Source organism: Pseudomonas sp. BF-B-26 (assembly GCF_019956495.1).
Lineage (GTDB): Bacteria > Pseudomonadota > Gammaproteobacteria > Pseudomonadales > Pseudomonadaceae > Aquipseudomonas.
The window spans coordinates 1-25,437 of sequence record NZ_JAHBDP010000072.1; the positions used below are offsets into that span (position 1 = coordinate 1).

The 25,437-nt window shown below is 59.8% G+C and carries 24 protein-coding genes; 6 read left to right on the forward strand and 18 right to left on the reverse strand.

The annotated features are described in order from the left end of the window. Nucleotides 1-80: 80 nt before the first annotated feature. Together KGB03_RS14355 and KGB03_RS14360 are read right to left on the reverse strand one after the other, a co-directional pair. Nucleotides 81-566: a DUF523 domain-containing protein gene (locus KGB03_RS14355; RefSeq protein WP_218536660.1), complete on the reverse strand. Its 486-nt coding sequence runs from the start codon at nt 564-566 to the stop codon at nt 81-83. A gap of 2 nt (nt 567-568) precedes the next feature. Beyond that, on the reverse strand, nt 569-1,201 hold the full coding sequence (locus KGB03_RS14360; protein WP_223527344.1) for a 2OG-Fe(II) oxygenase: 633 nt from the start codon (nt 1,199-1,201) through the stop codon (nt 569-571). A 108-nt stretch (nt 1,202-1,309) separates the two neighbouring features. Between KGB03_RS14360 and KGB03_RS14365 the strand changes: the two genes are divergently transcribed. After that, nucleotides 1,310-2,062, forward strand: a complete 753-nt coding sequence (locus KGB03_RS14365; RefSeq protein ID WP_111448395.1) for a DUF2059 domain-containing protein — start codon at nt 1,310-1,312, stop codon at nt 2,060-2,062. Nucleotides 2,063-2,176: 114 nt separating this feature from the next. Here the strand turns inward: KGB03_RS14365 and KGB03_RS14370 are convergent, their stop codons facing one another. Continuing rightward, nucleotides 2,177-3,124: an alpha/beta hydrolase gene (locus KGB03_RS14370; RefSeq protein WP_223527345.1), complete on the reverse strand. Its 948-nt coding sequence runs from the start codon at nt 3,122-3,124 to the stop codon at nt 2,177-2,179. A gap of 97 nt (nt 3,125-3,221) precedes the next feature. Between KGB03_RS14370 and KGB03_RS14375 the strand changes: the two genes are divergently transcribed. Next, a complete protein-coding gene (locus KGB03_RS14375) occupies nt 3,222-3,809 on the forward strand; it encodes a DUF6436 domain-containing protein (RefSeq protein ID WP_223527346.1) in 588 nt (195 codons plus the stop codon). Nucleotides 3,810-3,911: 102 nt separating this feature from the next. Further along, on the forward strand, nt 3,912-6,323 hold the full coding sequence (locus KGB03_RS14380; protein ID WP_223527347.1) for a penicillin acylase family protein: 2,412 nt from the start codon (nt 3,912-3,914) through the stop codon (nt 6,321-6,323). A 147-nt stretch (nt 6,324-6,470) separates the two neighbouring features. Here KGB03_RS14380 and KGB03_RS14385 read toward each other — a convergent pair whose 3' ends face one another. Beyond that, nucleotides 6,471-7,436, reverse strand: a complete 966-nt coding sequence (locus tag KGB03_RS14385) for a GlxA family transcriptional regulator (protein WP_223527348.1) — start codon at nt 7,434-7,436, stop codon at nt 6,471-6,473. A 335-nt stretch (nt 7,437-7,771) separates the two neighbouring features. Here KGB03_RS14385 and KGB03_RS14390 point away from each other — a divergent pair, with 335 nt between their 5' ends. Next, on the forward strand, nt 7,772-8,413 hold the full coding sequence (locus tag KGB03_RS14390) for an HD domain-containing protein (RefSeq protein ID WP_223527349.1): 642 nt from the start codon (nt 7,772-7,774) through the stop codon (nt 8,411-8,413). Nucleotides 8,414-8,545: 132 nt separating this feature from the next. On the opposite strand, the gene KGB03_RS14395 is transcribed toward KGB03_RS14390, so the two are convergent. From KGB03_RS14395 to KGB03_RS14430, 8 genes are all read right to left on the reverse strand, one after another. Further along, a complete protein-coding gene (locus KGB03_RS14395; protein WP_111448389.1) occupies nt 8,546-9,436 on the reverse strand; it encodes an ABC transporter permease subunit in 891 nt (296 codons plus the stop codon). Next, nucleotides 9,433-10,314, reverse strand: a complete 882-nt coding sequence (locus KGB03_RS14400) for an ABC transporter permease subunit (protein WP_193560115.1) — start codon at nt 10,312-10,314, stop codon at nt 9,433-9,435. The genes KGB03_RS14395 and KGB03_RS14400 overlap by 4 nt, the downstream gene beginning before the upstream one ends. A 35-nt stretch (nt 10,315-10,349) precedes the next feature. Further along, on the reverse strand, nt 10,350-11,492 hold the full coding sequence (locus KGB03_RS14405) for an ABC transporter ATP-binding protein (protein ID WP_218536655.1): 1,143 nt from the start codon (nt 11,490-11,492) through the stop codon (nt 10,350-10,352). Between the two features lie 73 nt (nt 11,493-11,565). Then, complete coding sequence (locus tag KGB03_RS14410) at nt 11,566-12,663, reverse strand: polyamine ABC transporter substrate-binding protein (protein ID WP_223527350.1); 1,098 nt, start codon at nt 12,661-12,663, stop codon at nt 11,566-11,568. 188 nt (nt 12,664-12,851) lie between these two features. Then, nucleotides 12,852-13,964: a polyamine ABC transporter substrate-binding protein gene (locus KGB03_RS14415; protein ID WP_192409044.1), complete on the reverse strand. Its 1,113-nt coding sequence runs from the start codon at nt 13,962-13,964 to the stop codon at nt 12,852-12,854. 168 nt (nt 13,965-14,132) lie between these two features. Continuing rightward, nucleotides 14,133-15,497, reverse strand: coding sequence for an aspartate aminotransferase family protein (locus KGB03_RS14420; protein ID WP_192409042.1), 1,365 nt, complete (start codon nt 15,495-15,497; stop codon nt 14,133-14,135). A 57-nt stretch (nt 15,498-15,554) separates the two neighbouring features. Continuing rightward, nucleotides 15,555-16,913 carry a glutamine synthetase family protein gene (locus tag KGB03_RS14425; protein ID WP_056738830.1) on the reverse strand — a complete coding sequence of 453 codons (1,359 nt, stop codon included), beginning with the start codon at nt 16,911-16,913 and terminating at the stop codon, nt 15,555-15,557. A 37-nt stretch (nt 16,914-16,950) separates the two neighbouring features. Further along, a complete protein-coding gene (locus KGB03_RS14430; RefSeq protein WP_192409040.1) occupies nt 16,951-17,727 on the reverse strand; it encodes a gamma-glutamyl-gamma-aminobutyrate hydrolase family protein in 777 nt (258 codons plus the stop codon). 278 nt (nt 17,728-18,005) lie between these two features. Here KGB03_RS14430 and KGB03_RS14435 point away from each other — a divergent pair, with 278 nt between their 5' ends. Continuing rightward, on the forward strand, nt 18,006-19,382 hold the full coding sequence (locus KGB03_RS14435; RefSeq protein WP_008150449.1) for a glutamine synthetase family protein: 1,377 nt from the start codon (nt 18,006-18,008) through the stop codon (nt 19,380-19,382). 277 nt (nt 19,383-19,659) lie between these two features. After that, nucleotides 19,660-20,298, forward strand: a complete 639-nt coding sequence (locus KGB03_RS14440; RefSeq protein ID WP_223527351.1) for a TetR/AcrR family transcriptional regulator — start codon at nt 19,660-19,662, stop codon at nt 20,296-20,298. A gap of 184 nt (nt 20,299-20,482) precedes the next feature. Here the strand turns inward: KGB03_RS14440 and KGB03_RS14445 are convergent, their stop codons facing one another. The 6 genes from KGB03_RS14445 to ssuE all read right to left on the reverse strand — a co-directional run bounded on the left by KGB03_RS14445 (nt 20,483) and on the right by ssuE (nt 25,148). Continuing rightward, a complete protein-coding gene (locus KGB03_RS14445) occupies nt 20,483-20,698 on the reverse strand; it encodes a molybdopterin-binding protein (protein ID WP_003229256.1) in 216 nt (71 codons plus the stop codon). Between the two features lie 33 nt (nt 20,699-20,731). Continuing rightward, nucleotides 20,732-21,538: an aliphatic sulfonates ABC transporter ATP-binding protein gene (gene ssuB, locus KGB03_RS14450; protein WP_223527352.1), complete on the reverse strand. Its 807-nt coding sequence runs from the start codon at nt 21,536-21,538 to the stop codon at nt 20,732-20,734. Continuing rightward, entirely contained in the window at nt 21,535-22,317 is a 783-nt protein-coding gene (ssuC, locus tag KGB03_RS14455; RefSeq protein ID WP_223527353.1) for an aliphatic sulfonate ABC transporter permease SsuC, read from the reverse strand. The genes ssuB and ssuC overlap by 4 nt, the downstream gene beginning before the upstream one ends. Nucleotides 22,318-22,325: 8 nt before the next feature. Then, complete coding sequence (gene ssuD / locus KGB03_RS14460) at nt 22,326-23,474, reverse strand: FMNH2-dependent alkanesulfonate monooxygenase (RefSeq protein ID WP_192409033.1); 1,149 nt, start codon at nt 23,472-23,474, stop codon at nt 22,326-22,328. 25 nt (nt 23,475-23,499) lie between these two features. Then, nucleotides 23,500-24,465: a sulfonate ABC transporter substrate-binding protein gene (locus KGB03_RS14465; RefSeq protein WP_223527354.1), complete on the reverse strand. Its 966-nt coding sequence runs from the start codon at nt 24,463-24,465 to the stop codon at nt 23,500-23,502. An 89-nt stretch (nt 24,466-24,554) separates the two neighbouring features. Continuing rightward, complete coding sequence (ssuE, locus tag KGB03_RS14470) at nt 24,555-25,148, reverse strand: NADPH-dependent FMN reductase (protein ID WP_192409029.1); 594 nt, start codon at nt 25,146-25,148, stop codon at nt 24,555-24,557. Nucleotides 25,149-25,437 lie beyond the last annotated feature (289 nt).

Genomic DNA, 25,437 nt, shown 5'->3' on the forward strand with positions numbered 1-25,437 from the left:
GTGTGACAGTCATAGTTGATGTTGACTGACACACCGCTTTCGCGAGCAAGCCCGCTCCCACAATAGTTTTGTGTCGGTCGCTAGTCCTGCTCAGTCAATGCTGTCGCCGCTTCAACCAACTCCAGCTCACTGAAGACCTGCACACCATGGCGCTTGAGCAATGCGGCAGTCACGCCTTCGCCACTCACCTTCACCCCACTGAACGTCCCGTCATAGGTCAACAGATTCCCGCAAGACGGGCTGTTGGCCTTGAGCACGGCAATCCGGATGTCGTGCTTTTGCACCAGTTCCAGCGCCTGACAAGCCCCCGAGAGAAACTCGGCGCTGACGTCGTCGCCCTCGGTGGTGATCACTGAGGCGTGGCCATCCAGCACTTCACTACCCTGCCCGCCCGAAATCTCGGCCGCTGCCCTTGGCGTCGGCAACCCGCCGGCCACCTCCGGACACAACGGCACCACCCGACCTTCATCAAGCCACTGCTGAAGCTGATCGAACGGTCCACTGGCCCCGCCGTCATAACGTACGCGGTGCCCCAGCAGACATCGGCTAACCAGAATTTTTTGCATGATCAGAACGGCTCGTTGCCACGCCGCCGGAACCAGCCGGTCAACGACAGGCGATCGCGGTTCGCGGGCAGGACTTCGTGGGGCACTTCACCCGACAGGAACACCACCAGGCATCCGCCGGTGGGCACCACATCATGTTCGACGCTTTCATTCAGGTACATGCGCAACTGGCCGCCGTATTCGGGCAGCCAGGCGTCATTGAGATAGACCACCGCCGACACCATGCGCCGGTCGTCGTCGCGGAAACGGTCGACATGCCTGAGGTAGAACGCGCCGGGCGGGTACAGCGCGAAATGGCTTTCGAAATCTTCCAGGCCCAGAAACAAACCGCGATTCATCGCCTCGCGCAGGCTGTCCATCAAATCCAGATAGCTGTCGCACACCAACGCCTGGCCGGGCTCGATCCATTGGATATGGTCGCCGCGAATCCCCTCGCGAATCCCGGATGTCGACCCGCGCCCTACGGCGGCCGGGGCCAATTCGCCCTCGGCAGCACGTTTACGGCACTCAGCCGCCAGTTCCCGGGTCAGACCCAGAGGAAGGAAAACATTCTGCTGCGACCAGCCATGTTCGGCCAGGTCGTCGACGATACGTAACAGCAGCGGGTGATCAGAGGGTATTCGCATGCCGCGCATAGTATTCCTGTGCCTGAAAATCCGACAGAGCCGCGCAGCGGGTTGATACGAATTCTCGACAAGGACGAATGCCACACGGAGAATAGTCGCCTGCTGACAGGAGTCCCTATGCGCCGTTTGCTTTTTTCACTGTTGATGTTCTGTGTATTGCCCGCTTGGGCAGACGGCCACGACCAGTTGTACAAGGTCGCCGGTTGGCCAGAACAACGCGCGCATTTCAACGACGCTCTCTCGGCGGCTCAGCAGCGGTACCAGAACAGCCTGCCGCCGGCAGTGTTCCAGGCGCTGGTGAATAACAGCAATCAGCGCTTTGCCCCCCAGGCCGTCGACCAACGCGCCGAAGCGCAATTGCGCAAGACCCTCGCCGATCCGAAACCTGCGCTGACATTCTTTCAGTCGCCCCTTGGCAAGAAAATCGTGGCCGCCGAATTGCTCGCGACCCGTCGCGACCAGTTGGCAAAAAACGCCAAGGGTTTGCCCAAGGTCCAGGCCAGCGACAGCCGCCTGCTGATCATCGGCCATCTGGCCCAGGCCTTGCCCGCTCGCGAAGCCGGCGCTGAAGTCAGCCTGGCGATTGCCGGCGTCGCGGCCGACAGCCTCAGTTCGATGATCCCCGGCCTGCTCGGCGGTGGTCAGGCGCAAGGCATGTTGAATGGTCAGCGTCAGCGCTTGATGGACCAGATCGGCAACGACCTGAACAACACGCTGTTGTATGTCTATCGCGACCTGTCGGATGAAGAACTGGAAGAGTTCGCGACCTTCGCCGAGTCCACCGAGGGCAAGGCTTATTACCAGGCAGCCCTGGCGGCGATTCGCGCGGGGTTGGCGGTGGGGCAGGACACTTCAAGTCTTCGCCAGTAATTTTTAGCGCCTGCAAGGGCCCCTTCGCGAGCAAGCCCGCTCCCACATGGGATCTGTGGCGTACACAAACCCCCTGTGGGAGCGGGCTTGCTCGCGAAGAGGCCAGCACAGACGCTAAAGATTCCGCCCCTTGATCCGCTTGGTCAAAAACCCGAAATACTCCCGCCGCAACGCCAGCGTCTCATTCGCCAGGTGATGCCGCGCCTCAGGCAACATCAGCACCTGCGGCCGATCGAACTTGCCCCGCAACACTTCAAGGTTATGCTCCCAATCCACGGTCATGTCCGCCTGCCCCTGCACAATCAGCGGTCGCCGCATGCTGTACGGTGCGGCTTCGATGCGCTTGATCCAGCGCGCCAACGCACCGACCCAGGCGGTCGGCAAACGGAGCGGCTGCAACGGGTCCGCTTGCAGGAAAGGCAGAAAATCCGGGTCGTTGGAGTTCTCGCTGAAGCGCCGGGCAATCGCTTTGACGAAAGGCTTGAGCAGGTAATAGCTGAGTTGCGACCAGCCCCAGGCCCGTGGCCTTACCAACGGCGACAGCAAGATGACCTGGCCCTGGGCCGGACTGCTGGCGCCCTGATTGAGCACATGATCGATCACGATCGCGCCGCCCGTGCTTTGCCCGCACAGGTGCCACGGCTGCGGCAGATCGAGGGATTGCGCCTCGGCGAACAACCCTTGCAGCGTGTCCTGATACTCGGTGAAATCCTTGATGCTGGCCCGTTCGCCGCTGGACAGTCCGTGCCCCGGCAGGTCGCAGGCAATCACCGCAAAATTCTGATCCAGCGCCCACTCGATCACATGCCGGTAGAGCCCGGTGTGATCGTAATAACCGTGGAACAAAAACAGCGTCGCCTTCGCCCGCTCGGGCCACCAGACCTGACTGACCACGTCATAACCATCGACCGCAAAACGCCCAAGGCCAGTGCGCACGTTGCGCCCCGCAAAATCCAGCCCGTAGAAATGCTGGTAAGCCAGCGCTTCCTCCGACAGCGGCTGCCAGTCGGCCAGCGGCCGCAGGCTGGCACGCAGATGATCGGAGTCGAAAGTGGCAGACATGAGCAATTCCAGAACGCGAAACAGACTTTATGGGCCTGCGATATTCATCTGTTGGGGCAAGCATGGCAAGCTAGCGCACCTTCGAGGACTGAAATCCATGCGCTCGCCCTACCGCGCCACACTGCTTGCCAGCCTGCTCGCCCTCGTGTGTGCCGGTTTGCTGTGGGCTGCATACGACTGGTTTGAGGGGCGCTACTTGCGAGCGTTCAGCGAGCACACCGCGGTGTTCTCCGGCGACCCGCTGCGCCTGCCCGACAACCTCGCCGGCCCCGGCGCCATCCGCCTCGTGCACTTCTGGGACCCGGGCTGCCCGTGCAACGTCGGGAACCAACAACACCTGAGCGAACTGGTTGAGCACTACGCACCGCAAGGCGTGGAGTTTTATGCGGTACAAAAACCTGGCAGCCACGGTCAGTTGCCGAACACCTTAAGCAGCCTGAAAAGCATCGTCGTCCTGCCAGGTTCCGAACAGATCCCCGCGAGCCCGGCCGTGGCGATCTGGGATCGCAGCGGCAAACTGGCGTATTTCGGCCCGTACAGTGAAGGCCTGACCTGCAATTCGAACAACAGCTTTATTGAGCCGATACTGCAAGCGTTGAGCGAAGGCCGCGCGGTGAATGCCACGCACACACTGGCCGTGGGTTGTTACTGCCCGTGGCCTGTCGACGCAGTGAAGCAAGGCTGACAGGAGACGCGAATCCCTCCTAAGTGCGATGGCCATGGCGGCAAGCCTTGTTAAACAGTGGCGCCAGGGAACTGCTGCCACGGATAACAACAAGGAATCACCATGAAACGTAGCCTGACCGTTCTCGCCCTGCTGATTGTTGCGCTCGCCGCAGGTGCAGGCGGGTACGTCTACAGCAAGCAGCCGTCACGCCAAGGCTTGGTGGAGCTGCAACACCTGCAAGGTTCGGTCACCGTGCGCTATGACGAGCGCGGCATCCCGCACATCCGCGCCGAGAACGAAACCGACCTGTACCGCGCCCTCGGCTATGTGCACGCCCAGGATCGGCTGTTTCAGATGGAAGTCCTGCGCCGCCTCGCCCGCGGCGAGCTGGCCGAAGTACTGGGCCCGAAACTGCTCGACACCGACAAGCTGATGCGCAGCCTGCGCATTCGCGAACGCGCCGACACCTACCTGGCGAACATGGACAAACAGTCGCCGGCCTTTATCGCCATGCAAGCCTATCTGGATGGCATCAACCAGTATCAGGACGGTCATTCAAAACCTGCGGAGTTTGATGTACTGGGCATCCCCAAACGCCCCTTCACCGCCGTGGACACCATCAGCATCGCCGGTTACATGGCCTACAGTTTTGCCGCAGCGTTTCGCACCGAACCATTGCTGACCTACGTGCGCGATCAGTTGGGCGCCAACTACCTGAACGTCTTCGATCTCGACTGGCAGCCCAAGGGCGTGCTGGTGAAAAACCGCAGCGCTGCCATGTCACCCCTTGCCAGTACCGACTGGAAAGACCTCAACGCCCTCGCCCGTCTCAGCGAGCAGGCACTGGCCGACAACGGCTTGCCGCAGTTCGAGGGCAGCAACGCCTGGGCCGTCTCCGGCAGTCGGACCAAAAGCGGCAAACCGCTGCTGGCCGGCGACCCGCATATCCGTTTTTCCGCGCCGTCGGTGTGGTATGAAGCGCAGCTCTCGGCGCCGGGTTTCGAGCTCTACGGCCACTATCAGGCATTGATGCCGTTCGCCTCCCTCGGGATGAACCGCGACTTCGGCTGGAGCATCACCATGTTCCAGAACGACGACCTCGACCTGATCGCCGAGAAGGTCAACCCGGACAACTCCAATCAGGTCTGGTATCGCGGCAAGTGGGTGGACATGCTGACCAGCGAACAGCAGATCGCGGTCAAGGGCCAGACGCCGGTGACACTGGTGCTGCGCCAGTCGCCCCACGGTCCGATCGTCAACGATGCGCTGGGCAGCGGCGTCGGCAAAACGCCGATCGCCATGTGGTGGGGGTTTCTCGAAAGCCAGAATCCGATCCTTGAGGGCTTCTACCAGCTCAACCGCGCCGACACCCTGGCCAAGGCGCGCAGTGCCTGCGCAAAGGTCCAGGCGCCAGGCCTGAACATCGTCTGGGCCAACGCCAAGGGCGACATCGGCTGGTGGGCGGCGGCGCAATTGCCAAAACGTCCGGCGGGTGTGCGTCCGGGGTTCATCCTCGACGGCAGCACCGCCGACGCGGACAAGGAAGGTTTTTACCCGTTCAGCGCCAACCCACAGGAAGAGAACCCGGCACGCGGTTACATCGTCTCGGCCAACTTCCAGCCGGTGTCGCCGACCGGCATGGAGATTCCCGGTTACTACAACCTGGCCGATCGAGGTCAGCAGCTCAATCGCCAGCTCAGCGACAAAACCATCAAGTGGGATGTGGACGCCAGCCAGAAGCTGCAACTGGGCACCACCACCGCTTACGGCCCGCGCTTGCTGGCGCCGTTGCTGCCCGTACTGCGTGAAGTGGTGAGCGATCCCGCCGAACTCAAACTGGTTGAGCAACTGGCCCAATGGCAAGGCGACTACCCGCTCGACTCCACTAGCGCCACGCTGTTCAACCAGTTCCTGTTCAACCTGGCTGACGCGACGATGCACGATGAGCTGGGCAATGACTTCTTCGAGACGTTGCTGTCGACCCGGGTGATTGATTCCGCACTGCCGCGCCTGGCCGCGACTGCCGATTCACCGTGGTGGGACAACCGCAACACCCTCGGCAAGGAGACCCGCGCCGATACGGTCAAGGTTGCGTGGCAGGCGAGCATTGCTCATCTCAAGACCACCCTCGGCGGCGATTTCGCGCAATGGCAGTGGGGCAAGGCGCACACGCTGACCCATGGCCATCCGCTGGGGCAGCAAAAGCCGCTGGACCGGATCTTCAATGTCGGCCCGTTTGCGGCACCCGGCACCCATGAAGTACCGAACAATCTCTCAGCCAAAATCGGCCCGGCGCCTTGGCCAGTAACTTATGGTCCCTCGACGCGGCGTCTGATCGACTTCGCCGACCCGACCCACAGCCTGACCGTCAACCCGGTTGGCCAGAGTGGCGTGCCGTTCGACAGCCACTATGATGATCAGGCTGAGGCGTATATCGAAGGGCTTTACTACCAGGCGCATCTCAACGACGAAGAAGTCACGGCCAACACGCGCAGTACGTTGAAGCTGTTGCCAGCGCGGTCAGGGCAATAGATTTGTGTTGACCGGGCTGACGCCATCGCGAGCAGGCTCACTCCCACAATGGATCTTCATTGGACACAAATATTGTGTGCGCCGACGATCCAATGTGGGAGCGAGCCTGCTCGCGATGAGGTCCTGACAAGCAACAAAAATGTCAGCTCAAACCATCGCCGCAAAGTTCAGCCTGAACTGCTGCGGCGTCACGCCCAGCCTGCGGTTGAACACACTGCGCATGTGCTGGGCATCGCGAAATCCGCACTGATAAGCCACGGTCTTCAGCGGTGAGTGGGTGCTTTCAAGCAGCACCCGCGCCGCATCCACCCTGGCTCGCTCGACGAATTCCGCCGGGGTGACTTTCGCCTCTTTGGCAAACACCCGGGAAAAGTTGCGGGCGCTCATGTTGGCGGCGTTGGCCAGGTCGGCAATTGCCAGGTCGCCCGTCAGGTTGGCCAACACATAGAGCTGCACCAACGCCACCGCCGAAGTGGGTTCGGCGTGTGGCGTGAGGAATGGGCTGAACTGTGACTGCCCGCCGGAGCGCTGAGTGAACACCACCAGTCGCTTCGCCACACTCAATGCGACTTCCGGCCCGTGATCCCTGGCCAGCAAGTACAGCGACAGATCAATCCCGGCCGTGACACCCGCCGAGGTGTAGAGCTCGCCGTCCTCCACGTAAAGGCGATCTGCCTCGACCTGAGTCGACGGGCACAACTGCGCCAGCGCCGCGGCATCGCCCCAGTGGGTGGTGACCGTTCGCCCTTCCAGCAATCCGGCCCTGGCGAGCATGAACGCGCCGTTGCAGATCGAGCCAAAGCGTTGTGCCTGCGCGCAGGCATCGCGCAGCCAGGCATCGAATGCCGCACCAAAATCCATGAACGGCAACTGCGGCCCACCGGCCACCAGCAGCAAGTCATAGGCCTCCAGCGCTTCGCTGAAATGCCGATGGGCATTGAGTGACAAACCGTTGGAACACGCCATCATCCCGCGCTCGACACCGATCACCTCCAGTCGGTAGTGATCGGGTGGTTCGAGGAAACGATTGGCTTCGCAAAACACATCCATGGGGCCGGTGACGTCCAGGGACTGAACGCCGGCGAAGACCACGATGGCAACGGTTTTACTCATGCTCGAAAGCCTCTATGGATCACGCTTACTTGTGGCGAGGGAGCTTGCTCCCGCTCGGCTGCGCAGCAGTCGCAAAACCGTCGGAAGCGGTGTGGCTGACAATACTCGACTGCAGGTATGGGGCCGCTTCGCAGCCCAGCGGGAGCAAGCTCCCTCGCCACAAAAGCGTGCTCATCGACAGCAACCCTAGCCAATCCGCGCGCAACAAGCGAGGTTGGCGCGATATGCATGCTCATTGGCCGGGATCGCAGCCATGGATCGATTGTCCGGTTTGGGGTGCGCGGACAGACTGACTCCATCAGCGCCGCCACGGCGCTCCCCGAGAGGACAGCACCATGAGCAGCATCATCGCCGGTATCGAAATCCCCGACAGCGCGTTGGCCAAAGCCACCACGGAATACATTCGCGACGTCGAATCAGACCTGCTGTATCACCACTCGCGCCGGGTGTTTCTGTTCGGTGCCTTGAGCGGCGAACGCAAGCAACTGAGCTACAACCCAGAACTGCTGTACGTCGGCGCGATGTTCCATGACTTGGGTCTGGTGGAGGGTCATCGCACTGACGACGAGCGCTTCGAAGTCGATAGCGCCAACGCTGCCAAAGCATTCCTCAAGCCCTACGGTTTGTCCGACGATGATATCGAGCAGGTCTGGTTGTCGATTGCCCTGCACACCACACCGGGCGTGCCGCAACACCTGCGACCTAATGTGGCGCTGGTCACCGCGGGCGTTGAAATGGATGTGCTGGGCATCGATTACGCAGCGTTCCCCAGCGCGCAACGCGAAGCCGTGGTGCATGCCCACCCGCGTGGCGAAGGGTTCAAGGAGTGCATCTTGTGTGCGTTTGCCAATGGCTTCAAACACAAGCCGGATACCACGTTTGGTACCGTGAACGCGGATGTGCTGGTGGATAGCGAGCCAGGCTTCAAACCGATGAACTTCGTCGAGATCATCCGCGAGTCCCCTTGGGTGTCGTAAAACAACTGTGGGAGCGAGCCTGCTCGCGAAGACGGAGTGTCAGTCGACATCAATGTTGACTGACGCACCGCTTTCGCGAGCAGGCTCGCTCCCACATGGGATCTGGCGTGGCCACTTATTCGTGACCAGCCTTCAAGCCGCTTCCGGCGCCTGTGCGCGACGCACGTCCGGTTGTTTCCAGGAGTCGGCAGCGCCTTCTTCGATCGCCTGCTGGATCGCACGTTTGCGACTTTCTTCGGCACGACGGCTGAAGAACCAGACCAGGAACGTCATCAGCGATACCGCCAGCAAAATCAGACTGGCCACGGCGTTGATCTCGGGTTTCACGCCCAGACGCACCGCCGAGAACACTTCCATCGGCAGGGTCGTCGAACCCGGGCCCGATACGAAGCTCGCCAACACCAGGTCATCCAGGGACAAGGCGAACGACATCATGCCGCCGGCCCCCAACGATGGCGCGATCATCGGGATGGTGATCAGGAAGAACACCTTCCATGGCCGCGCGCCAAGGTCCATGGCCGCCTCTTCGATGGACAGGTCCAGCTCACGCAAGCGCGCCGAGACCACCACCGCCACATACGCCGCACAGAACGTGGTGTGGGCGATCCAGATGGTGATGATGCCGCGTTCCTGTGGCCAACCGATCATCTGCGCCATCGCCACGAACAGCAGCAACAGCGACAGACCGGTGATCACTTCAGGCATCACCAGCGGCGCGGTGACCAGGCCACCGAACAGCGTGCGACCCTTGAAGCGGGTGATACGGGTCAGCACAAACGCCGCCAGCGTCCCCAGCACCACCGCCGCCACCGCCGTGTAGCAGGCGATTTCCAGCGAGCGCACCACCGAGCCCATCAGTTGGGTGTTGTCCATCAGGCCGACGTACCACTTGATCGACCAGCCGCCCCACACCGTCACCAGTTTCGAGGCGTTGAACGAGTAGATCACCAGGATCAGCATCGGCGCGTAGATGAACAGCAAGCCCGCCACCAGCATGAAACTTGAGAAACGGAAGCGCTTCATTCTTTACCCTCCATTTCCTTGGCCTGACTGCGGTTGAACAGGATGATCGGCACAATCAGGATCGCCAGCATCACCACCGCCAGGGCAGACGCCACCGGCCAGTCACGGTTGTTGAAGAACTCTTGCCAGAGCACTTTACCGATCATCAGGGTTTCCGGACCGCCGAGCAGTTCCGGGATCACGAACTCGCCCACCACCGGGATGAACACCAGCATGCAGCCGGCGACGATGCCGTTCTTGGACAGTGGAATGGTTATCTTCCAGAAGCTGTTGAACGTGCTCGAACCCAGGTCAGAGGCAGCTTCCAGCAGGCTGTTGTCGTGCTTCACCAGGTTGGCGTAGAGCGGCAGGATCATGAACGGCAGGTACGAATAAACGACGCCGATGTACACCGCGAGGTTGGTGTTGAGGATCTGCAGCGGTTCGTTGATCCAGCCCATGCTCATCAGGAAACCATTGAGCAGACCGTTGTTGCTGAGGATGCCCATCCACGCGTAAACGCGGATCAGGATCGCGGTCCAGGTCGGCATCATGATCAGCAGCACCAGCACCGTTTGCAGCTCTTTACGGGCACTGGCAATGGCGTAGGCCATCGGGTAGCCGATCAGCAAACAGAGGACGGTGCTGATCAGCGCCATCTTCAACGAGCCGAGGTAGGCGGCGATGTACAACTCGTCGCCGGCCAGCATCGCGTAGTTGCTCAGGTTAAGCAGCAACTGCACCTTTTGGTCGAGGTAGCTGTAGATCTCGGTGTACGGCGGAATGGCCACGTCGGCTTCGGCGAAGCTGATCTTCAGGACAATGAAGAACGGCAACATGAAGAACATGAACAGCCAAATGAACGGAACCCCGATGACCATCTGACGGCCACCGGGAATTATTCGATTGAGTCGGCGTTTGAATTTGCGCATGTTCATGAGCGAAGTACCACGCCGCTGTCGTCTTCCCAATACACGTAGACCTGGTCACCCCAGGTTGGACGCTGACCGCGGCGCTCGGCGTTGGCGACGAAAGACTGGACGATCTTGCCGCTCGGCAGTTCGACGTAGAACACCGAGTGGCCACCGAGGTAGGCGATGTCGTGCACCTTGCCGCTGGACCAGTTGTATTCGCAGGTCGGCATGGTCGGCGTCACCAGCAGTTTTTCCGGACGGATCGCGTAGGTCACGGATTTGTCCTGCACCGAGGTGCTGATGCCGTGGCCCACGTAAATCTGCCGGTCCAGGTCCTTGCAGGTGATGATTGCGTGGCCTTCGGCATCGTCGATCACTTCACCGTCGAAGATGTTGACGTTGCCGATGAACTCGCAGACCAGACGGCTGGTCGGGGTTTCATAGATGTCGATCGGACTGCCGATCTGGGCGATCCAGCCCAGGTGCATGATCGCGATGCGCTCGGCCATGGTCATGGCCTCTTCCTGGTCGTGGGTCACCATGACGCAGGTTACGCCGACCCGCTCGATGATTTCGACCAGCTCCAGCTGCATTTGCGAACGCAGCTTCTTGTCCAGAGCACCCATCGGTTCGTCGAGCAGCAACAGCTTCGGCCGCTTGGCCAGGGAACGCGCCAGGGCCACACGCTGACGCTGACCTCCGGACAACTGATGCGGCTTGCGCTTGGCGTATTGCGTCATCTGAACCAGCTTGAGCATGTCCGCGACACGGGCATCGACTTCAGCTGTGGGGATTTTGTCCTGTTTGAGGCCAAATGCGATGTTCTGCGCCACGGTCATGTGCGGGAACAAGGCGTAGGACTGGAACATCATGTTGATCGGCCGCTCGTAAGGCGGCATGTCGGTGATGTCTACGCCATCGAGGAAAATGCGCCCCTCCGTAGGCCTTTCGAAGCCTGCGAGCATGCGCAGCAACGTGGATTTGCCCGATCCCGAACCGCCGAGCAGGGCGAAAATCTCGCCTTTCTTGATTTCCAGGGACACATCGTCCACGGCAATCGTCTCGTCGAACTTCTTCGTGACCCGGTCGATTTTGACCAACACCTGTTTAGGTGATTGGTCGCCCTCGAGGGCTTTCTTATAGGCGCCGGAGGCAACTGCCATTTACGAAACTCCCAGAAAAAAAGAGTGCAGTTCGCTCAAGGTGAGCCAACCTTGGATAATTTGAGCCTTGCAGCTATTTACCCGACTTGACCTTGGTCCAGCTGCGGGTCATCAAACGTTGAATGTTTGGTGGTAACTCGACCGACACGTAGGTCTTGTCGAGGACGGCTTGCGGTGGATAAACCGACTCGTCAGTACGGATGGACTGTTCCATCAATTTGTCCGAGCCGGGGTTGGGGTTCGCATAGCCAACAGAATCGCTGACCTGTGCGATCACCTCGGGTTTCAACAAGTAATTGATGAAAGCGTGGGCTTCCTTGACGTTGGCCGCGTCCTTGGGGACCGCCAGCATGTCGAACCAGAGCGCGCCGCCCTCTTTGGGAATGGTGTAAGCGATGTTCATGCCCTTGCCTGCCTCAGCCGCCCGGGCCTTGGCTTGAAACATGTCACCGGAGAAGCCGATCGCGATGCAGATATCGCCGTTGGCAAGGTCCGCGATGTACTTGGACGAGTGGAAGTACGTCACGTAAGGCCGCACCGCCAGCAACTTGGCTTCAGCCTTTTTGTAATCTTCGGGGTTGGTGCTGTTGGCGTTCAGGCCCATGTAGTTGAGGACCGTGGGCATCATTTCATCGGCGGAGTCGAGGAACGCCACGCCACAGCTTTGCAGCTTCTTGATGTTTTCCGGTTCGAACACAGCGCTCCAGGAATCGATCTTGTCGACGCCCAATACCGCCTTGATCTTGTCGACGTTGTAACCAATGCCGTTGGTGCCCCAAAGGTACGGTACGGCGTATTGGTTACCCGGATCGTTTTGCTCCAGGCGCTTGAGCAGCACCGGGTCGAGATTGGCATAGTTGCTCAGCTTCGACTTGTCGAGCTTCTGGAAGGCGCCGGCCTTGATCTGCTTGCCAAGGAAGTGATTGGACGGCACGACCACGTCGTAACCGGTGCGCCCCGCCAGCAACTTGCCTTCCAGGGTTTCGTTAGAGTCGAAAACGTCATAAACCGGTTTGATGCCGGACTCTTTCTGGAAGTCGGCCAGGGTGGTCGAGCCGATGTAGTCGGACCAGTTATAAATATGCACGGTACTCGCGGCCTGGACGCTGACAGCCAGTGTCAGTCCGGCGCCGACCAGCACGGCATTGCGCAACAAAGAAAAAACAGGCACGTGGAGGTCCTCTAAAATTAGTTGGGCCCAAGTTGCCCCGTGCTACATGACAGCGATGGCTGCCTGGCAACAAAACCGGCGCGCAACTTACCCTCGAAAAACCGTTCCAGCAAAACTTTCTGTCATTTAATTACACCGGCTGCCGTCACCGCGCAGGTGACGACAGCAGGTGATTGCCTCAAACCGGCTTACTTACCGGATTTGATCTTGGTCCAACTGCGAGTCAGCAGGCGCTGGGTCGCGGCCGGCAAGTCGGCAATCGCGTACAGCTTGGCCTGCACTTCCGGCGACGGGTAGATGCCCGGGTCGCTGGTGATGTCTTTATCGACCAGTGCGGTGGCGGCCGCGTTACCGTTCGGGAAGCGCACGGCGTTGGTGATTGCAGCCATGACTTCCGGCTTCTGCAGGTAGGTCATGAACTTGTAGGCGCCTTCGACGTTTTCGGCATCTTTAGGGATGGCGACCATGTCGTAGAAGCTGCCCGCACCTTCTTTCGGAATGTTGTAGCTGACTTTCACCTTGTCACCGGCTTCAGCAGCACGGGACTTGGCCTGATAGACGTCACCCGAATAACCGACTGCGACGCAGATGTTGCCGTTGGCCAGGTCGGAGATGTACTTGGACGAGTGGAAGTAAGCGATCGAAGGACGGACTTTCAGCAGCAGCGCTTCAGCCTTGTCGATGTCTTCTTTCTTCTGGCTGTCGGTTGGCAGGCCCAGGTAGTGCAGCGCCGCCGGAATCATCTCGGTTGGCGAATCCAGCAGGCTGATACCGCAAGACTTCAGCTTGGCGGCGTTTTCAGGCTTGAAGATCAGGTCCCAGGAGTTGGTTGGAGCATCGGCACCCAATGCAGCCTTGACCTTCTCGGCGTTGAAGCCGATACCGATCGAACCCCACATGTAAGGGAAGGCGTGTTCGTTGCCCGGGTCGCTCACCGATACCGCTTTGAGCAGTTCAGGGTTCAGGTTCTTCCAGTTAGGCAGTTTGGACTTGTCCAGCTTCTGGTAAACGCCGGCCTTGATCTGCTTGGCCAGGAAGTTGTTCGACGGTACGACGATGTCGTAACCGGACTTGCCTGCCAGCAACTTGGCTTCCAGAGTTTCGTTGCTGTCAAAAACGTCGTACACCACCTTGATCCCGGACTCTTTTTCAAAGTTCGCGATGGTGTCCGGTGCAATATAGTCGGACCAGTTATAGACGTGCAGGACCTTGTCGTCCGCCTGCACCGCGCCCGCCATCATGCCCATCAGGGACATGGCAAGGAGAGTCTTGCCAGCAAACTTCTTTCCTAATGCCTTCATTCGTAATGCTCCAAATTTTTCTTTTTTGAACCACTTTGTTCAGCGGCCGAACCCGGACAACTGGAACCGCGACTAGTCTGGCAAGATCCGAGGCGGTCTTTCAAGGAAAGCCCGCCCTTCAAGACTGCTCTGAGCGAAAGTTTCATATGTCCGCTCAGAGCCTAGCACTTAGCCCTGCAACGCACTCAGGGTCAGGTCCAGACACTTGCGTGCCTTGGTCACCAACTCATCGATTTCAGCCGGTGTAATCACCAGTGGCGGAGCGATGATCATGGTGTCGCCGACGGCGCGCATGATCAGGCCGTTTTCGAAGCAGAACGTGCGGCAAATCATGCCGGCGCCCTTGCCTTCGTAACGCTTGCGAGTGGCCTTGTCCTTCACCAGCTCGATCGCCCCCAGCAGACCTACCCCACGCACTTCCCCCACCAACGGGTGATCGCTCAGTTCCCGTAGACGCTTTTGCAAATAGGGTGCCGTTTCTGCATGAACGCGCTCGATAATTTTTTCTTCGCGCAGGATGCGGATGTTTTCCAGTGCCACCGCAGCAGCCACCGGGTGTCCGGAATAGGTGAAACCGTGGTTGAAATCACCACCTTCGTTGAGCACCGCCACCACTTCATCGCGCACGATCAGGCCACCCATAGGGATATAGCCGGACGTCAGGCCTTTGGCGATGGTCATCATGTCGGGTTTGAGGTCGTAGAAATCGCTACCGAACCACTCACCGGTACGGCCGAAACCACAGATCACTTCGTCAGCCACGAACAGGATGTCGTACTTGGCGAGGATTTCCTTGATGCGCGGCCAGTAGGTGGCAGGCGGAATGATCACGCCGCCGGCACCCTGGATCGGCTCGGCAATAAAGGCACCGACGTTGTCCACGCCGACTTCCAGAATCTTCTCTTCCAGCTGATTGGCCGCCCAGATACCGAACTCTTCCGGTGTCATCTCGCCGCCTTCAGCGAACCAGTACGGCTGCGCGATGTGGACGATGCCAGGGATCGGCAAGTCGCCTTGTTCGTGCATGTACGTCATGCCACCCAGGCTCGCGCCGGCCACGGTGGAACCGTGATAGCCGTTTTTGCGGCTGATGATGACTTTCTTCTTCGGCTGGCCCTTGATCGCCCAGTAGTGGCGAACCATACGCAGCATGGTGTCGTTGCCTTCAGAACCGGAACCGGTGAAGAACACGTGGTTCATGCCTTGTGGCGCGATGTCGGAGATGGCCTTGGCCAGTTCCAGCACCGGCGGGTGAGCCGTCTGGAAGAACAGGTTGTAGTAAGGCAGTTCGCGCATTTGTTTGCTGGCGGCATCGGCCAGTTCATCGCGACCGTAGCCGATGGCTACGCACCACAGACCGGCCATGCCGTCGAGGATCTTGTTGCCTTCGCTGTCCCAGAGGTAAACGCCCTTGGCGTTGGTGATGATCCGCGGGCCTTTCTCTTTCAGCTGCTTGAAATCGCTGAACGGGGCCAGGTGGTGATCGTTGCTCAGGGTTTGCCATTCACGGGTTTGCGGGTTGTTGCTGGTCATGCGAATTCTCCTAAGATTTCAGTGAGAGCGCCGCCAACATCAGCGGCGCCCGGCGCATCAGACGGCGAAGAGCAGGAATTCCCGCTCCCACGAACTGATCACGCGCTTGAAGTTTTCATGCTCGGCCCGCTTGACCGCGACGTAGCCAGTGATGAATTTCTTGCCCAGGTATTTCTCGATAGTCGCGCTGTGTTCCATGCGTTCCAGCGCGTCTTCGATGGTCAGCGGCAGGCGCAGGTTGCGGCGTTCATAGCCACGGCCCACCACCGGCGCACTCGGGTTCAAGCCTTCGACCATGCCGATGTAACCGCAGAGCAGGCTCGCGGCAATCGCCAGGTACGGGTTGGCGTCGGCGCCCGGCAGGCGGTTTTCCACCCGACGGTTTTGCGGCCCGGCATCCGGAACCCGCAGGCCCACGGTACGGTTCTCTTCGCCCCACTCCACGTTCACCGGTGCCGAGGTGTCCGGCAAGAAGCGGCGGAACGAGTTGACGTTCGGCGCGAACAGCGGCAACAGCTCAGGGATCAGTTTCTGCAAACCACCGATGTGGTTCAGGAACAGCTGGCTCATGGTCCCGTCTTCATTGGAGAAGACGTTCTTGCCGGTCTCGATGTCGATGATGCTCTGGTGCAAGTGCATCGCGCTGCCCGGCTCGCCGGTCATGGGCTTGGCCATGAAGGTGGCTGCCACATCGTGCTTGAGCGCGGCTTCGCGCATGGTGCGCTTGAACACCAGGATCTGGTCGGCCAGGGACAGGGCATCGCCGTGACGGAAGTTGATTTCCATCTGCGCCGTGCCGTCCTCGTGGATCAGCGTGTCGAGGTCCAGTTCCTGCAATTCGCACCAGTCGTAGACGTCTTCGAACAGCGGATCGAATTCGTTCGCCGCTTCAATCGAGAAGGACTGGCGACCGGTTTCCGGGCGACCGGAACGGCCAATCGGCGGTTGCAGCGGGAAGTCCGGGTCTTCGCAGCGCTTGGTCAGGTAAAACTCCATTTCTGGCGCCACGATCGGCTGCCAGCCCTTGTCGGAATAGAGTTTCAGCACCTTTTTGAGCACGTTGCGCGGCGACAGCTCGATGGGGTTGCCTTGCTTGTCGTAGGTGTCGTGGATCACCTGAGCGGTGGGCTCGATGGCCCAGGGCACAAGAAAAACCGCGTTCTGGTCGGGGCGGCAGATCATGTCGATGTCGGCCGGGTCGAGCAGTTCGTAATAGATGTCGTCTTCGACATAGTCGCCGGTCACGGTCTGCAACAGAACGCTCTCGGGCAGGCGCATGCCTTTTTCGGCAATGAACTTGTTGGTCGGCGAAATCTTGCCCCGGGTGATCCCGGTCAAATCGGCGATCATGCATTCGACTTCTGTGATCTTGTGGTCTTTCAACCAATCGGTGAGCTGGTCGAGGTTGTTACTCATAAATGCCTCTTAGGCTGAGTTTCCTGACTCTAATAAGTCAGGCGTTGTTTGACGCATCGGCGTCGCGTTGTAATGCGTGCTTACGACAGGCATCGCCAAATGCCTGGAAGATCGCAAGGTAATCCGGGTTAGAGCTTACCTGCCATTCGGGATGCCATTGCACTCCCAAAGCAAAACCCTTGCCCTGCGGGACCGAGACCGCCTCAATCAACCCGTCAGGCGCCAAGGCTTCGACGCAAAGGCCCGGCGCCAGACGTTCAACGCCCTGACCATGAATCGAATTGACCTGTATCTCGCTCGCCAGGCCCAGACCTGCGAGTACACCACCCGGCTGAATGTGCACCGGGTGACTTGGCGCATACTGTCCTTCAAGCGGTAGGCTATCGTCTTCACGGTGATCCATGAATGGACCGGCTTCGTGGACTTTTTGATGCAGGCTGCCGCCGAACGCCACATTCATTTCCTGGAAACCGCGGCAAATACCGAGCACGGGAATACCGGCCTCGACGGCGGCGCGGATCAACGGGAGGGTGGTGGCATCACGTGCAGAATCATGAGCAGTGCCCGGCGCGCTGGCTGGGCCGCTATAGTGAAACGGTTCTATATTGGAAGGAGAGCCTGTAAAGAGGATGCCATCCAGACCGTCCAGAATATCGGACGGTGCCAGCAAATCGGCCAGGGACGGAAGAATCACCGGCAGCCCCTTGGCCGCTGAGGCCACAGCGCGGACGTACTTGTCGCCACTGATGTGATAAGCATGCAGACCGATCTGCTTAGAGCAGGCGGTGACGCCGATTAACGGCAGGCGAGCCATGAAGCACCCCGGTATTATTGGTGTTATGGGTTTGAATCGAGCTTAGCCTTGTTCATTTTTTTACACAACACCCCCGTAAAAAATACAACACGGCCTGCTCCAGCCCGCAGGCGCTAAAGCGCTCAAAGGCATAAAAACGCCCCAAAGTGCCTCAAAAAAGCCCCACGGGTGCTTTTTTAGGGCAAAAAAGGCCTCGCTTGACTTCGGCATGCCGTTCGGGTTGACTGGAATCCGAAGAGATCAATGATTGATATTTTTAACAACAAAGGTGTTGCATCATGTCGGTACCCCCGCGTGCCGTTCAGCTTAACGAAGCGAACGCGTTCCTTAAGGAACATCCTGAGGTTCTGTACGTTGACCTTCTGATTGCGGATATGAATGGTGTGGTGCGCGGCAAGCGCATTGAACGCACCAGCCTCCACAAGGTTTACGAGAAAGGCATCAACCTGCCGGCCTCTCTATTTGCTCTGGATATCAATGGCTCGACGGTGGAAAGCACCGGCCTGGGCCTGGACATCGGCGATGCTGACCGAATCTGCTATCCAATCCCTGACACCCTGTGCAACGAGCCTTGGCAGAAGCGCCCTACCGCGCAACTGTTAATGACCATGCACGAACTTGAAGGTGAACCTTTCTTCGCGGATCCCCGTGAAGTTTTGCGTCAAGTTGTTGCCAAGTTCGACGAGATGGGTCTGACCATCTGCGCCGCGTTCGAACTGGAGTTCTACCTGATCGACCAGGAGAACGTGAACGGTCGCCCACAACCGCCTCGCTCGCCAATCTCCGGCAAGCGCCCGCATTCGACCCAGGTTTACCTGATCGACGACCTCGACGAATACGTCGACTGCCTCCAGGACATTCTGGAAGGTGCGAAAGAGCAAGGCATCCCTGCCGACGCGATCGTCAAGGAAAGTGCCCCGGCGCAGTTCGAAGTGAACCTGCACCACGTTGCCGACCCGATCAAGGCCTGCGACTACGCGGTCCTGCTAAAACGCCTGATCAAAAACATCGCCTACGACCATGAAATGGACACCACGTTCATGGCCAAGCCTTACCCGGGCCAGGCGGGCAACGGTCTGCATGTCCACATCTCGATTCTTGATAAAGACGGCAAAAACATTTTTGCCAGTGAGGATCCCGAGCAGAACGCCGCACTGCGTCACGCGATCGGCGGTGTGCTCGAGACCCTACCGGCGCAGATGGCTTTCCTCTGCCCGAACGTCAACTCCTACCGTCGTTTCGGCGCACAGTTCTACGTGCCGAACGCACCGTGCTGGGGTCTGGACAACCGTACTGTTGCGGTGCGTGTGCCGACCGGTTCCGCCGACGCGGTCCGTCTGGAACACCGCGTTGCCGGCGCCGATGCCAACCCGTACCTGCTGATGGCTTCGGTCCTGGCAGGCGTGCACCACGGCCTGACCAACAAGATCGAGCCGGGCGCACCCGTGGAAGGCAACTCCTACGAGCAGAACGAGCAAAGCCTGCCGAACAACCTGCGCGATGCATTGCGCGAGCTGGACGACAGCGAAGTCATGGCCAAGTACATCGACCCGAAATACATCGATATCTTCGTCGCGTGCAAAGAGAGCGAGCTGGAGGAGTTCGAACACTCCATCTCCGACCTCGAGTACAACTGGTACCTGCATACCGTGTAAGTGGTTGCAGTAAAAACAACGCCGCCGGCTTCACAGCCTGCGGCGTTTTTTTATGGCCCAACACTGACTTTGTGGCGAGGGGATTTAGCGAACGTCGCACCGCCCCGTTCGGCTGCGAAGCAGTCGCAAAACCTCTGTACGCGATACGCCTGACACACCGCAGCTGCAGGCTTTGGGGCCGCTTCGCGACCCAACGGGGATAAATCCCCTCACCACAGGGGATATGGAACATCTGCCCGCTCTGCGTACAATGCCCGCTGCCCCGCAGGAGACTTCAATGACGCGCACCGCCACCCTTCGCAAACCCCGCGCTCGCAGCCAGGCCCGGATCGATTCGATACTCGATGCCGCCCGCACGCTGCTGGCTGCCGAGGGCGTAGCGAGCCTGTCGATCTACAGCGTCGCCGAACGCGCGGAGATCCCGCCCTCCTCCGTCTACCACTTCTTCGCCAGCGTCCCGGCGCTGCTCGAAGCCCTGACGGCCGATGTCCATGCGGCGTTCCGTGCCTGCCTGCAAGCGCCCATCGACCACGAAACCCTCAACGGCTGGCGCGATCTGTCGCGACTGGTGGAACAGCGCATGCTCGACATCTATGACGAAGACGCCGCCGCCCGCCAACTGATCCTTGCCCAGCACGGGCTGACCGAAGTCACCCAGGCTGACCGTCAGCACGACATCGAACTCGGCGACTTGATGCACAAACTCTTCGATCATCACTTCGAGCTGCCGAGACTGCCGACCGACGTTGATGTGTTTGCGTTGGCCATGGAGCTCGGCGACCGCGTCTATGCGCGCTCGGTGCAACAACACGGACAGATCACGCCGCGCATGGCTGAGGAAGGGATGCGGGTGTTCGACGCCTACCTAGGGCTATATTTGCCGCCGTATCTACCGAAGCGCACTCTTTCAGCCTGATTCTTTATTGACCGTGCAGGCCTCTTCGCGAGCAAGCCCGCTCCCACATTGGTCCCGTGAACACTGGAGATCAAATGTGGGAGCGGGCTTGCTCGCGAAAGCCGCACCGCCGACCTTACTGACTCACACGCATAAAAAACCCCGAAGGGCTTAAACCGTTCGGGGTTGTTGTTTGCGCACGCGCTTACAACTTGGCGATCGACACCTCGGTGGATTTTACAAACGCGATCACTTCGCTGCCGACCACCAGCTCCAGCTCTTTCACCGAGCGAGTGGTGATCACCGAGGTGACGATGCCGGAAGCGGTCTGTACGTCGATTTCGGACAGCACGTCGCCGAGTACGATTTCCTTGATGGAGCCTTTGAACTGGTTGCGAACGTTGATGGCTTTGATCGTCATGGGGTTGATTCCTGTCGTTGGATAAGGCTTGAGTTATTGAGCCCAGCGCAATTGCGTGGGCAATGGTGAAACAGGTTCCGGTGCCGGCGGTTCGCCGGGCAACGCCAGTACGCGATTGAGGACTTCGGTTTCCAGCGCCGCCAGCCGATGGGAGCCACGAACCCGAGGGCGCGGCAGTTCAACGTGCAGGTCGAGGCCGACTTCGCCCTCTTCGATCAGGATCACCCGATCGGCAATCGCCACCGCTTCACTGACATCGTGGGTGACCAGCAACACGGTGAAACCGTGCTTCTGCCAGAGCCGCTCGATCAGTTGCTGCATTTCAATTCGGGTCAGTGCGTCCAGCGCGCCCAGCGGCTCGTCCAGCAACAGCAAACGCGGTTGGTGGATCAGCGCGCGAGCCAGGGCCACCCGTTGCTTTTGTCCGCCGGACAAGGCGGCCGGCCATTCATTGGCGCGATCCGCCAGGCCCACCGACTCCAACGCGTCCAGCGCTTGCGGACGCCAGTTGCCCTTGAGCCCGAGGCCGACGTTGTCGATGACCTTTTTCCACGGCAGCAAACGCGCTTCCTGGAACATCAATCGAGTGTCTTCCCGCGCCTTACTCAGCGGCGCGGAACCTGCGAGCAATTCACCGCCCGTGGGTTTGTCGAGACCGGCGAGCAAACGCAGCAAGGTGCTTTTGCCGCAACCGCTACGACCGACCACGGCGACAAACTGACCCGCCGGGATGTGCAGATCGATCTCGCGCAAAACCTGGCGCGTACCAAACGTCTTCTGCAGTTTGCGCACGGCCAGCGGAATCCCGCGCAGCAGGCGTGGAGGTTGTTGAGCCGTCATGCCGCACCTCCTTTAACAACCTGATAGGCCGGGTGCCAGCGCAACCACACGCGTTCAAGTCCACGGGCCGCGAGGTCGGCGAGTTTGCCGAGCACGGCATACAAAAGAATCGCCAGTACCACCACGTCGGTCTGCAAGAACTCCCGAGCATTCATCGCCAGGTAGCCGATGCCGGAGCTGGCGGAAATGGTTTCCGCGACGATCAACGTCAGCCACATGAAGCCCAGTGCGAACCGCACGCCGACCAGAATCGAAGGCAGCGCCCCCGGCAGAATCACCTGACGGAACAGGCTGAAACCGGACAAGCCATAACTGCGGGACATTTCCACCAGCGCCGGATCAACGTTGCGGATGCCGTGATACGTGTTGAGGTAGATCGGGAACAACGTGCCCAACGCCACCAGGAAAATCTTCGCCGATTCATCAATGCCGAACCACAGGATCACCAGTGGAATCAGCGCCAGGTGCGGCACGTTGCGGATCATCTGCATCGAACTGTCGAGCAGGCGTTCGCCCCATTTCGACAGGCCGGTGATGAAGCCCAGGGTCAGACCGATGCTGCCGCCGATGACAAAGCCCAGCGCTGCACGCCAGCCGCTGATCGCCAGGTGCGTCCAGATTTCGCCGCTGCGCACCAGGCTGACGCCGGCTTCGATGACCGCGATTGGCGCCGGCAGAATCCGCGTCGACAACCAGCCCGCCGACACCGACAACTGCCACACCGCCAGCAGCAACAACGGCAACGCCCAAGGCGCGAGGCTATGGATGATTTTCTTCATGGCGCGCCTCAGCTCTGCGACGCGGCTTTGGGGAGGATGTCATTGGCGACCATCTCACCAAACGGGCTGACGTAACCGGCGCTTTTCGGCAATTCCGGACGCTCGATATCGAGGTGCGGGAACAGCAATTCGGCGACGCGGTACGACTCTTCCAGGTGTGGATAACCGGAGAAGATGAACGTGTCGATGCCCAGGTCCGCGTATTCCTTCACGCGAGCGGCCACGGTCGGACCGTCACCCACCAATGCTGTACCAGCACCGCCACGCACCAGGCCGACACCGGCCCACAGGTTGGGGCTGACTTCCAGGTTGTCACGGCTGCCGCCATGCAGCGCGGCCATGCGTTGCTGACCGACCGAGTCGAAGCGCGCCAGAGAAGTCTGGGCACGAGCGATGGTGTCGTCGTCCAGATGAGAGATCAGCCGATCCGCCGCTTGCCAGGCTTCGGCATTGGTTTCACGAACGATCACATGCAAACGAATGCCGAAGCGCACGGTGCGCCCGAGCTTCGCGGCTTTGGCGCGTACTTGTTCGATCTTCTCGGCAACCGCAGCCGGCGGCTCGCCCCAGGTCAAAACCATTTCGACCTGCTCTGCCGCGAGGTCTTGCGCCGCTTCCGAAGAACCGCCGAAGTACAGCGGCGGACGCGGTTGCTGGATCGGCGGATAGAGCAATTTGGCGCCCTTCACGCTGATGTGCTGACCGTCGTAATCGACGGTTTCGCCTTCCAGCACGCGGCGCCAGATACGGGTGAATTCCACCGAGGCTTGATAGCGCTCTTCGTGAGTCAGAAACAAACCGTCACCGGCCAATTCTTCCGGATCACCACCGGTTACCAGATTGAACAACGCACGGCCGCCGGACAGGCGATCCAGCGTCGCAGCCTGACGCGCGGCCACCGTCGGGGAAATGATCCCGGGCCGCAGGGCGACGAGGAATTTCAAGCGCTGGGTCACCGGGATCAGCGACGCGGCCACCAGCCACGAGTCTTCGCAAGAGCGACCCGTAGGAATCAGCACCCCGCCGAAGCCCAGGCGATCCGCCGCTTGCGCGACTTGTTGCAGATAACCGTGGTCGACGGCGCGAGCGCCTTCGGCGGTGCCAAGGTAATGGCCGTCGCCGTGGGTAGGCAGGAACCAGAAAATATTGAGGCTCATGGAGTGGTCTCCTTAGGGATTCGAATTACTGAGCGTTGGCAACGGCCGCCGGTGGCGTCCAGATCACGTCTTTGATGCTCAGCGGCTTTGGAATCAGCTTGAGCTGGTAGAAGCTGTCGGCGATTTTCTGTTGCGCGGCGACCACTTCAGGCGTGAGGAACAGCGCGCCGTAACCCTGGCGTTTCACCGAGGTCAGGGTGATGTCCGCCGGCAATCCGAGCAGTGGCGAGACTTGTTGGGTCACCTCGATGGGATTGGCCTTTGACCACTCACCGACCGCGCGCACTTCTTCCACCAGGGTCTTGATCACCTCAGGATTTTTCTGCGCATAGGGCTTGGTCGCGAGGTAGAACTGATGGTTGTCGACGATGCCTTGGCCATCACGCAGGGTGCGTGCCTGCAACTGTTGTTCGGCGGCGGCCTGGTACGGGTCCCAGATCACCCAGGCATCGACGCTGCCACGCTCGAACGCAGCGCGGGCGTCGGCCGGCGGCAGGAATACGGTCTGAATGTCGGTGTACTTGAGGCCGGCATCTTCCAGTGCGCGGACCAGCAGGTAGTGAACGTTGGAGCCTTTGTTCAGGACGACTTTCTTGCCCTTGAGGTCCTGCACCGATTTGATCGCCGAGTCCTTCGGCACCAGGATCGCTTCACTGTGAGGTGCTGGCGGCTCGTAGGCGACATAGAGCAGATCGGCGCCGGCTGCTTGAGCGAATACCGGTGGCGTTTCACCCGTCACGCCGAAGTCGATGGAGCCGACGTTCAGGCCTTCAAGCAGTTGCGGGCCGCCGGGGAATTCAGTCCATTGCACGTCCACGCCTTGGGCGGCGAGGCGCTTTTCCAAAGTGCCTTTGGCTTTGAGCAGCACCAAAGTGCCGTATTTTTGATAGCCGATTCGTAACGTCTCGGCTTGTGCTTGAAAAATAACGCCGAAAGACACAGCCGCAGCAAACAGAGCGACCAGCCCACGACGCAAAATGACAGTGCGCATGGCGCTCTCCTTTTTGCAGTTGGGTTTTGGCTGCACCTGCTTGGCCGTTAGCGGCTGAGTAAGGTGAGTACTTCAAATTGGGGTAAGGCTTAAATGCTCCAGCGAGCACTCAACAAACGTTCATTCAACAGGTTCGGATCGATCGGCTTGGGCCGTCGGGCCATGGCGCTGAAAAACAGCTCCAGCGATTCATTCAGTCTTTCTTCCAGCTCCGGCGCCAACTGCGCCTGGACGCTGCCTTCGCCGTAAGCGATCTGGCTGTCTACGGCGAAAATCCCGTGGAGCATTTCCTGGGCTTTCAACGCCGACAGCACCGGTTTTAGCGCGTAATCCACCGCCAGCATGTGGGCGATGCTGCCGCCGGTGGCCATTGGCAAAACCACTTTGTGGGCCAGGGCGCGTTCGGGCAGCAGGTCCAGCACGGTTTTCAATGCGCCGGAGAACGATGCTTTGTAGACCGGCGTGGCGATCAGCAGGCCATCGGCGTTTTCAATCTGTTGCAGCAGGTCGATCACCTTCGGGCTGTCGAAGCGCGCATGCAGCAAGTCTTCAGCCGGGAAGTCCCGTACCTGGTAACTCACCACTTCCACACCTTGCCCCTGCAACCAGCGTTGGGAGCGCTCCAGCAGTACGCCGGAACGGGAGCGTTGGCTGGGACTGCCACCGAGTGAGACGACCAGCATTCAGAGGATTCCTTGAACGGTGTTGGCGATTCGCGGCTTGCGATCTCGCGTTGATGGAAGTGACCTTAACAGGTGATTGTTATATCCATAAATCATATTTATTCATTTAGTTATTCTTTATAGGTCTATATGAAATAGCTTTTCCGGGCAAAAAAACAGGCCGTAAAAACGGCCTGAAATCCCCTGTTTTGTGGATAGGTTCACTCTGAATTCTGCGGTGCCTGACCGGCCGTCTTCGCGAGCAAGCCCGCTCCCACAGTTGACCGCATTCCAATGTGGGAGCGGGCTT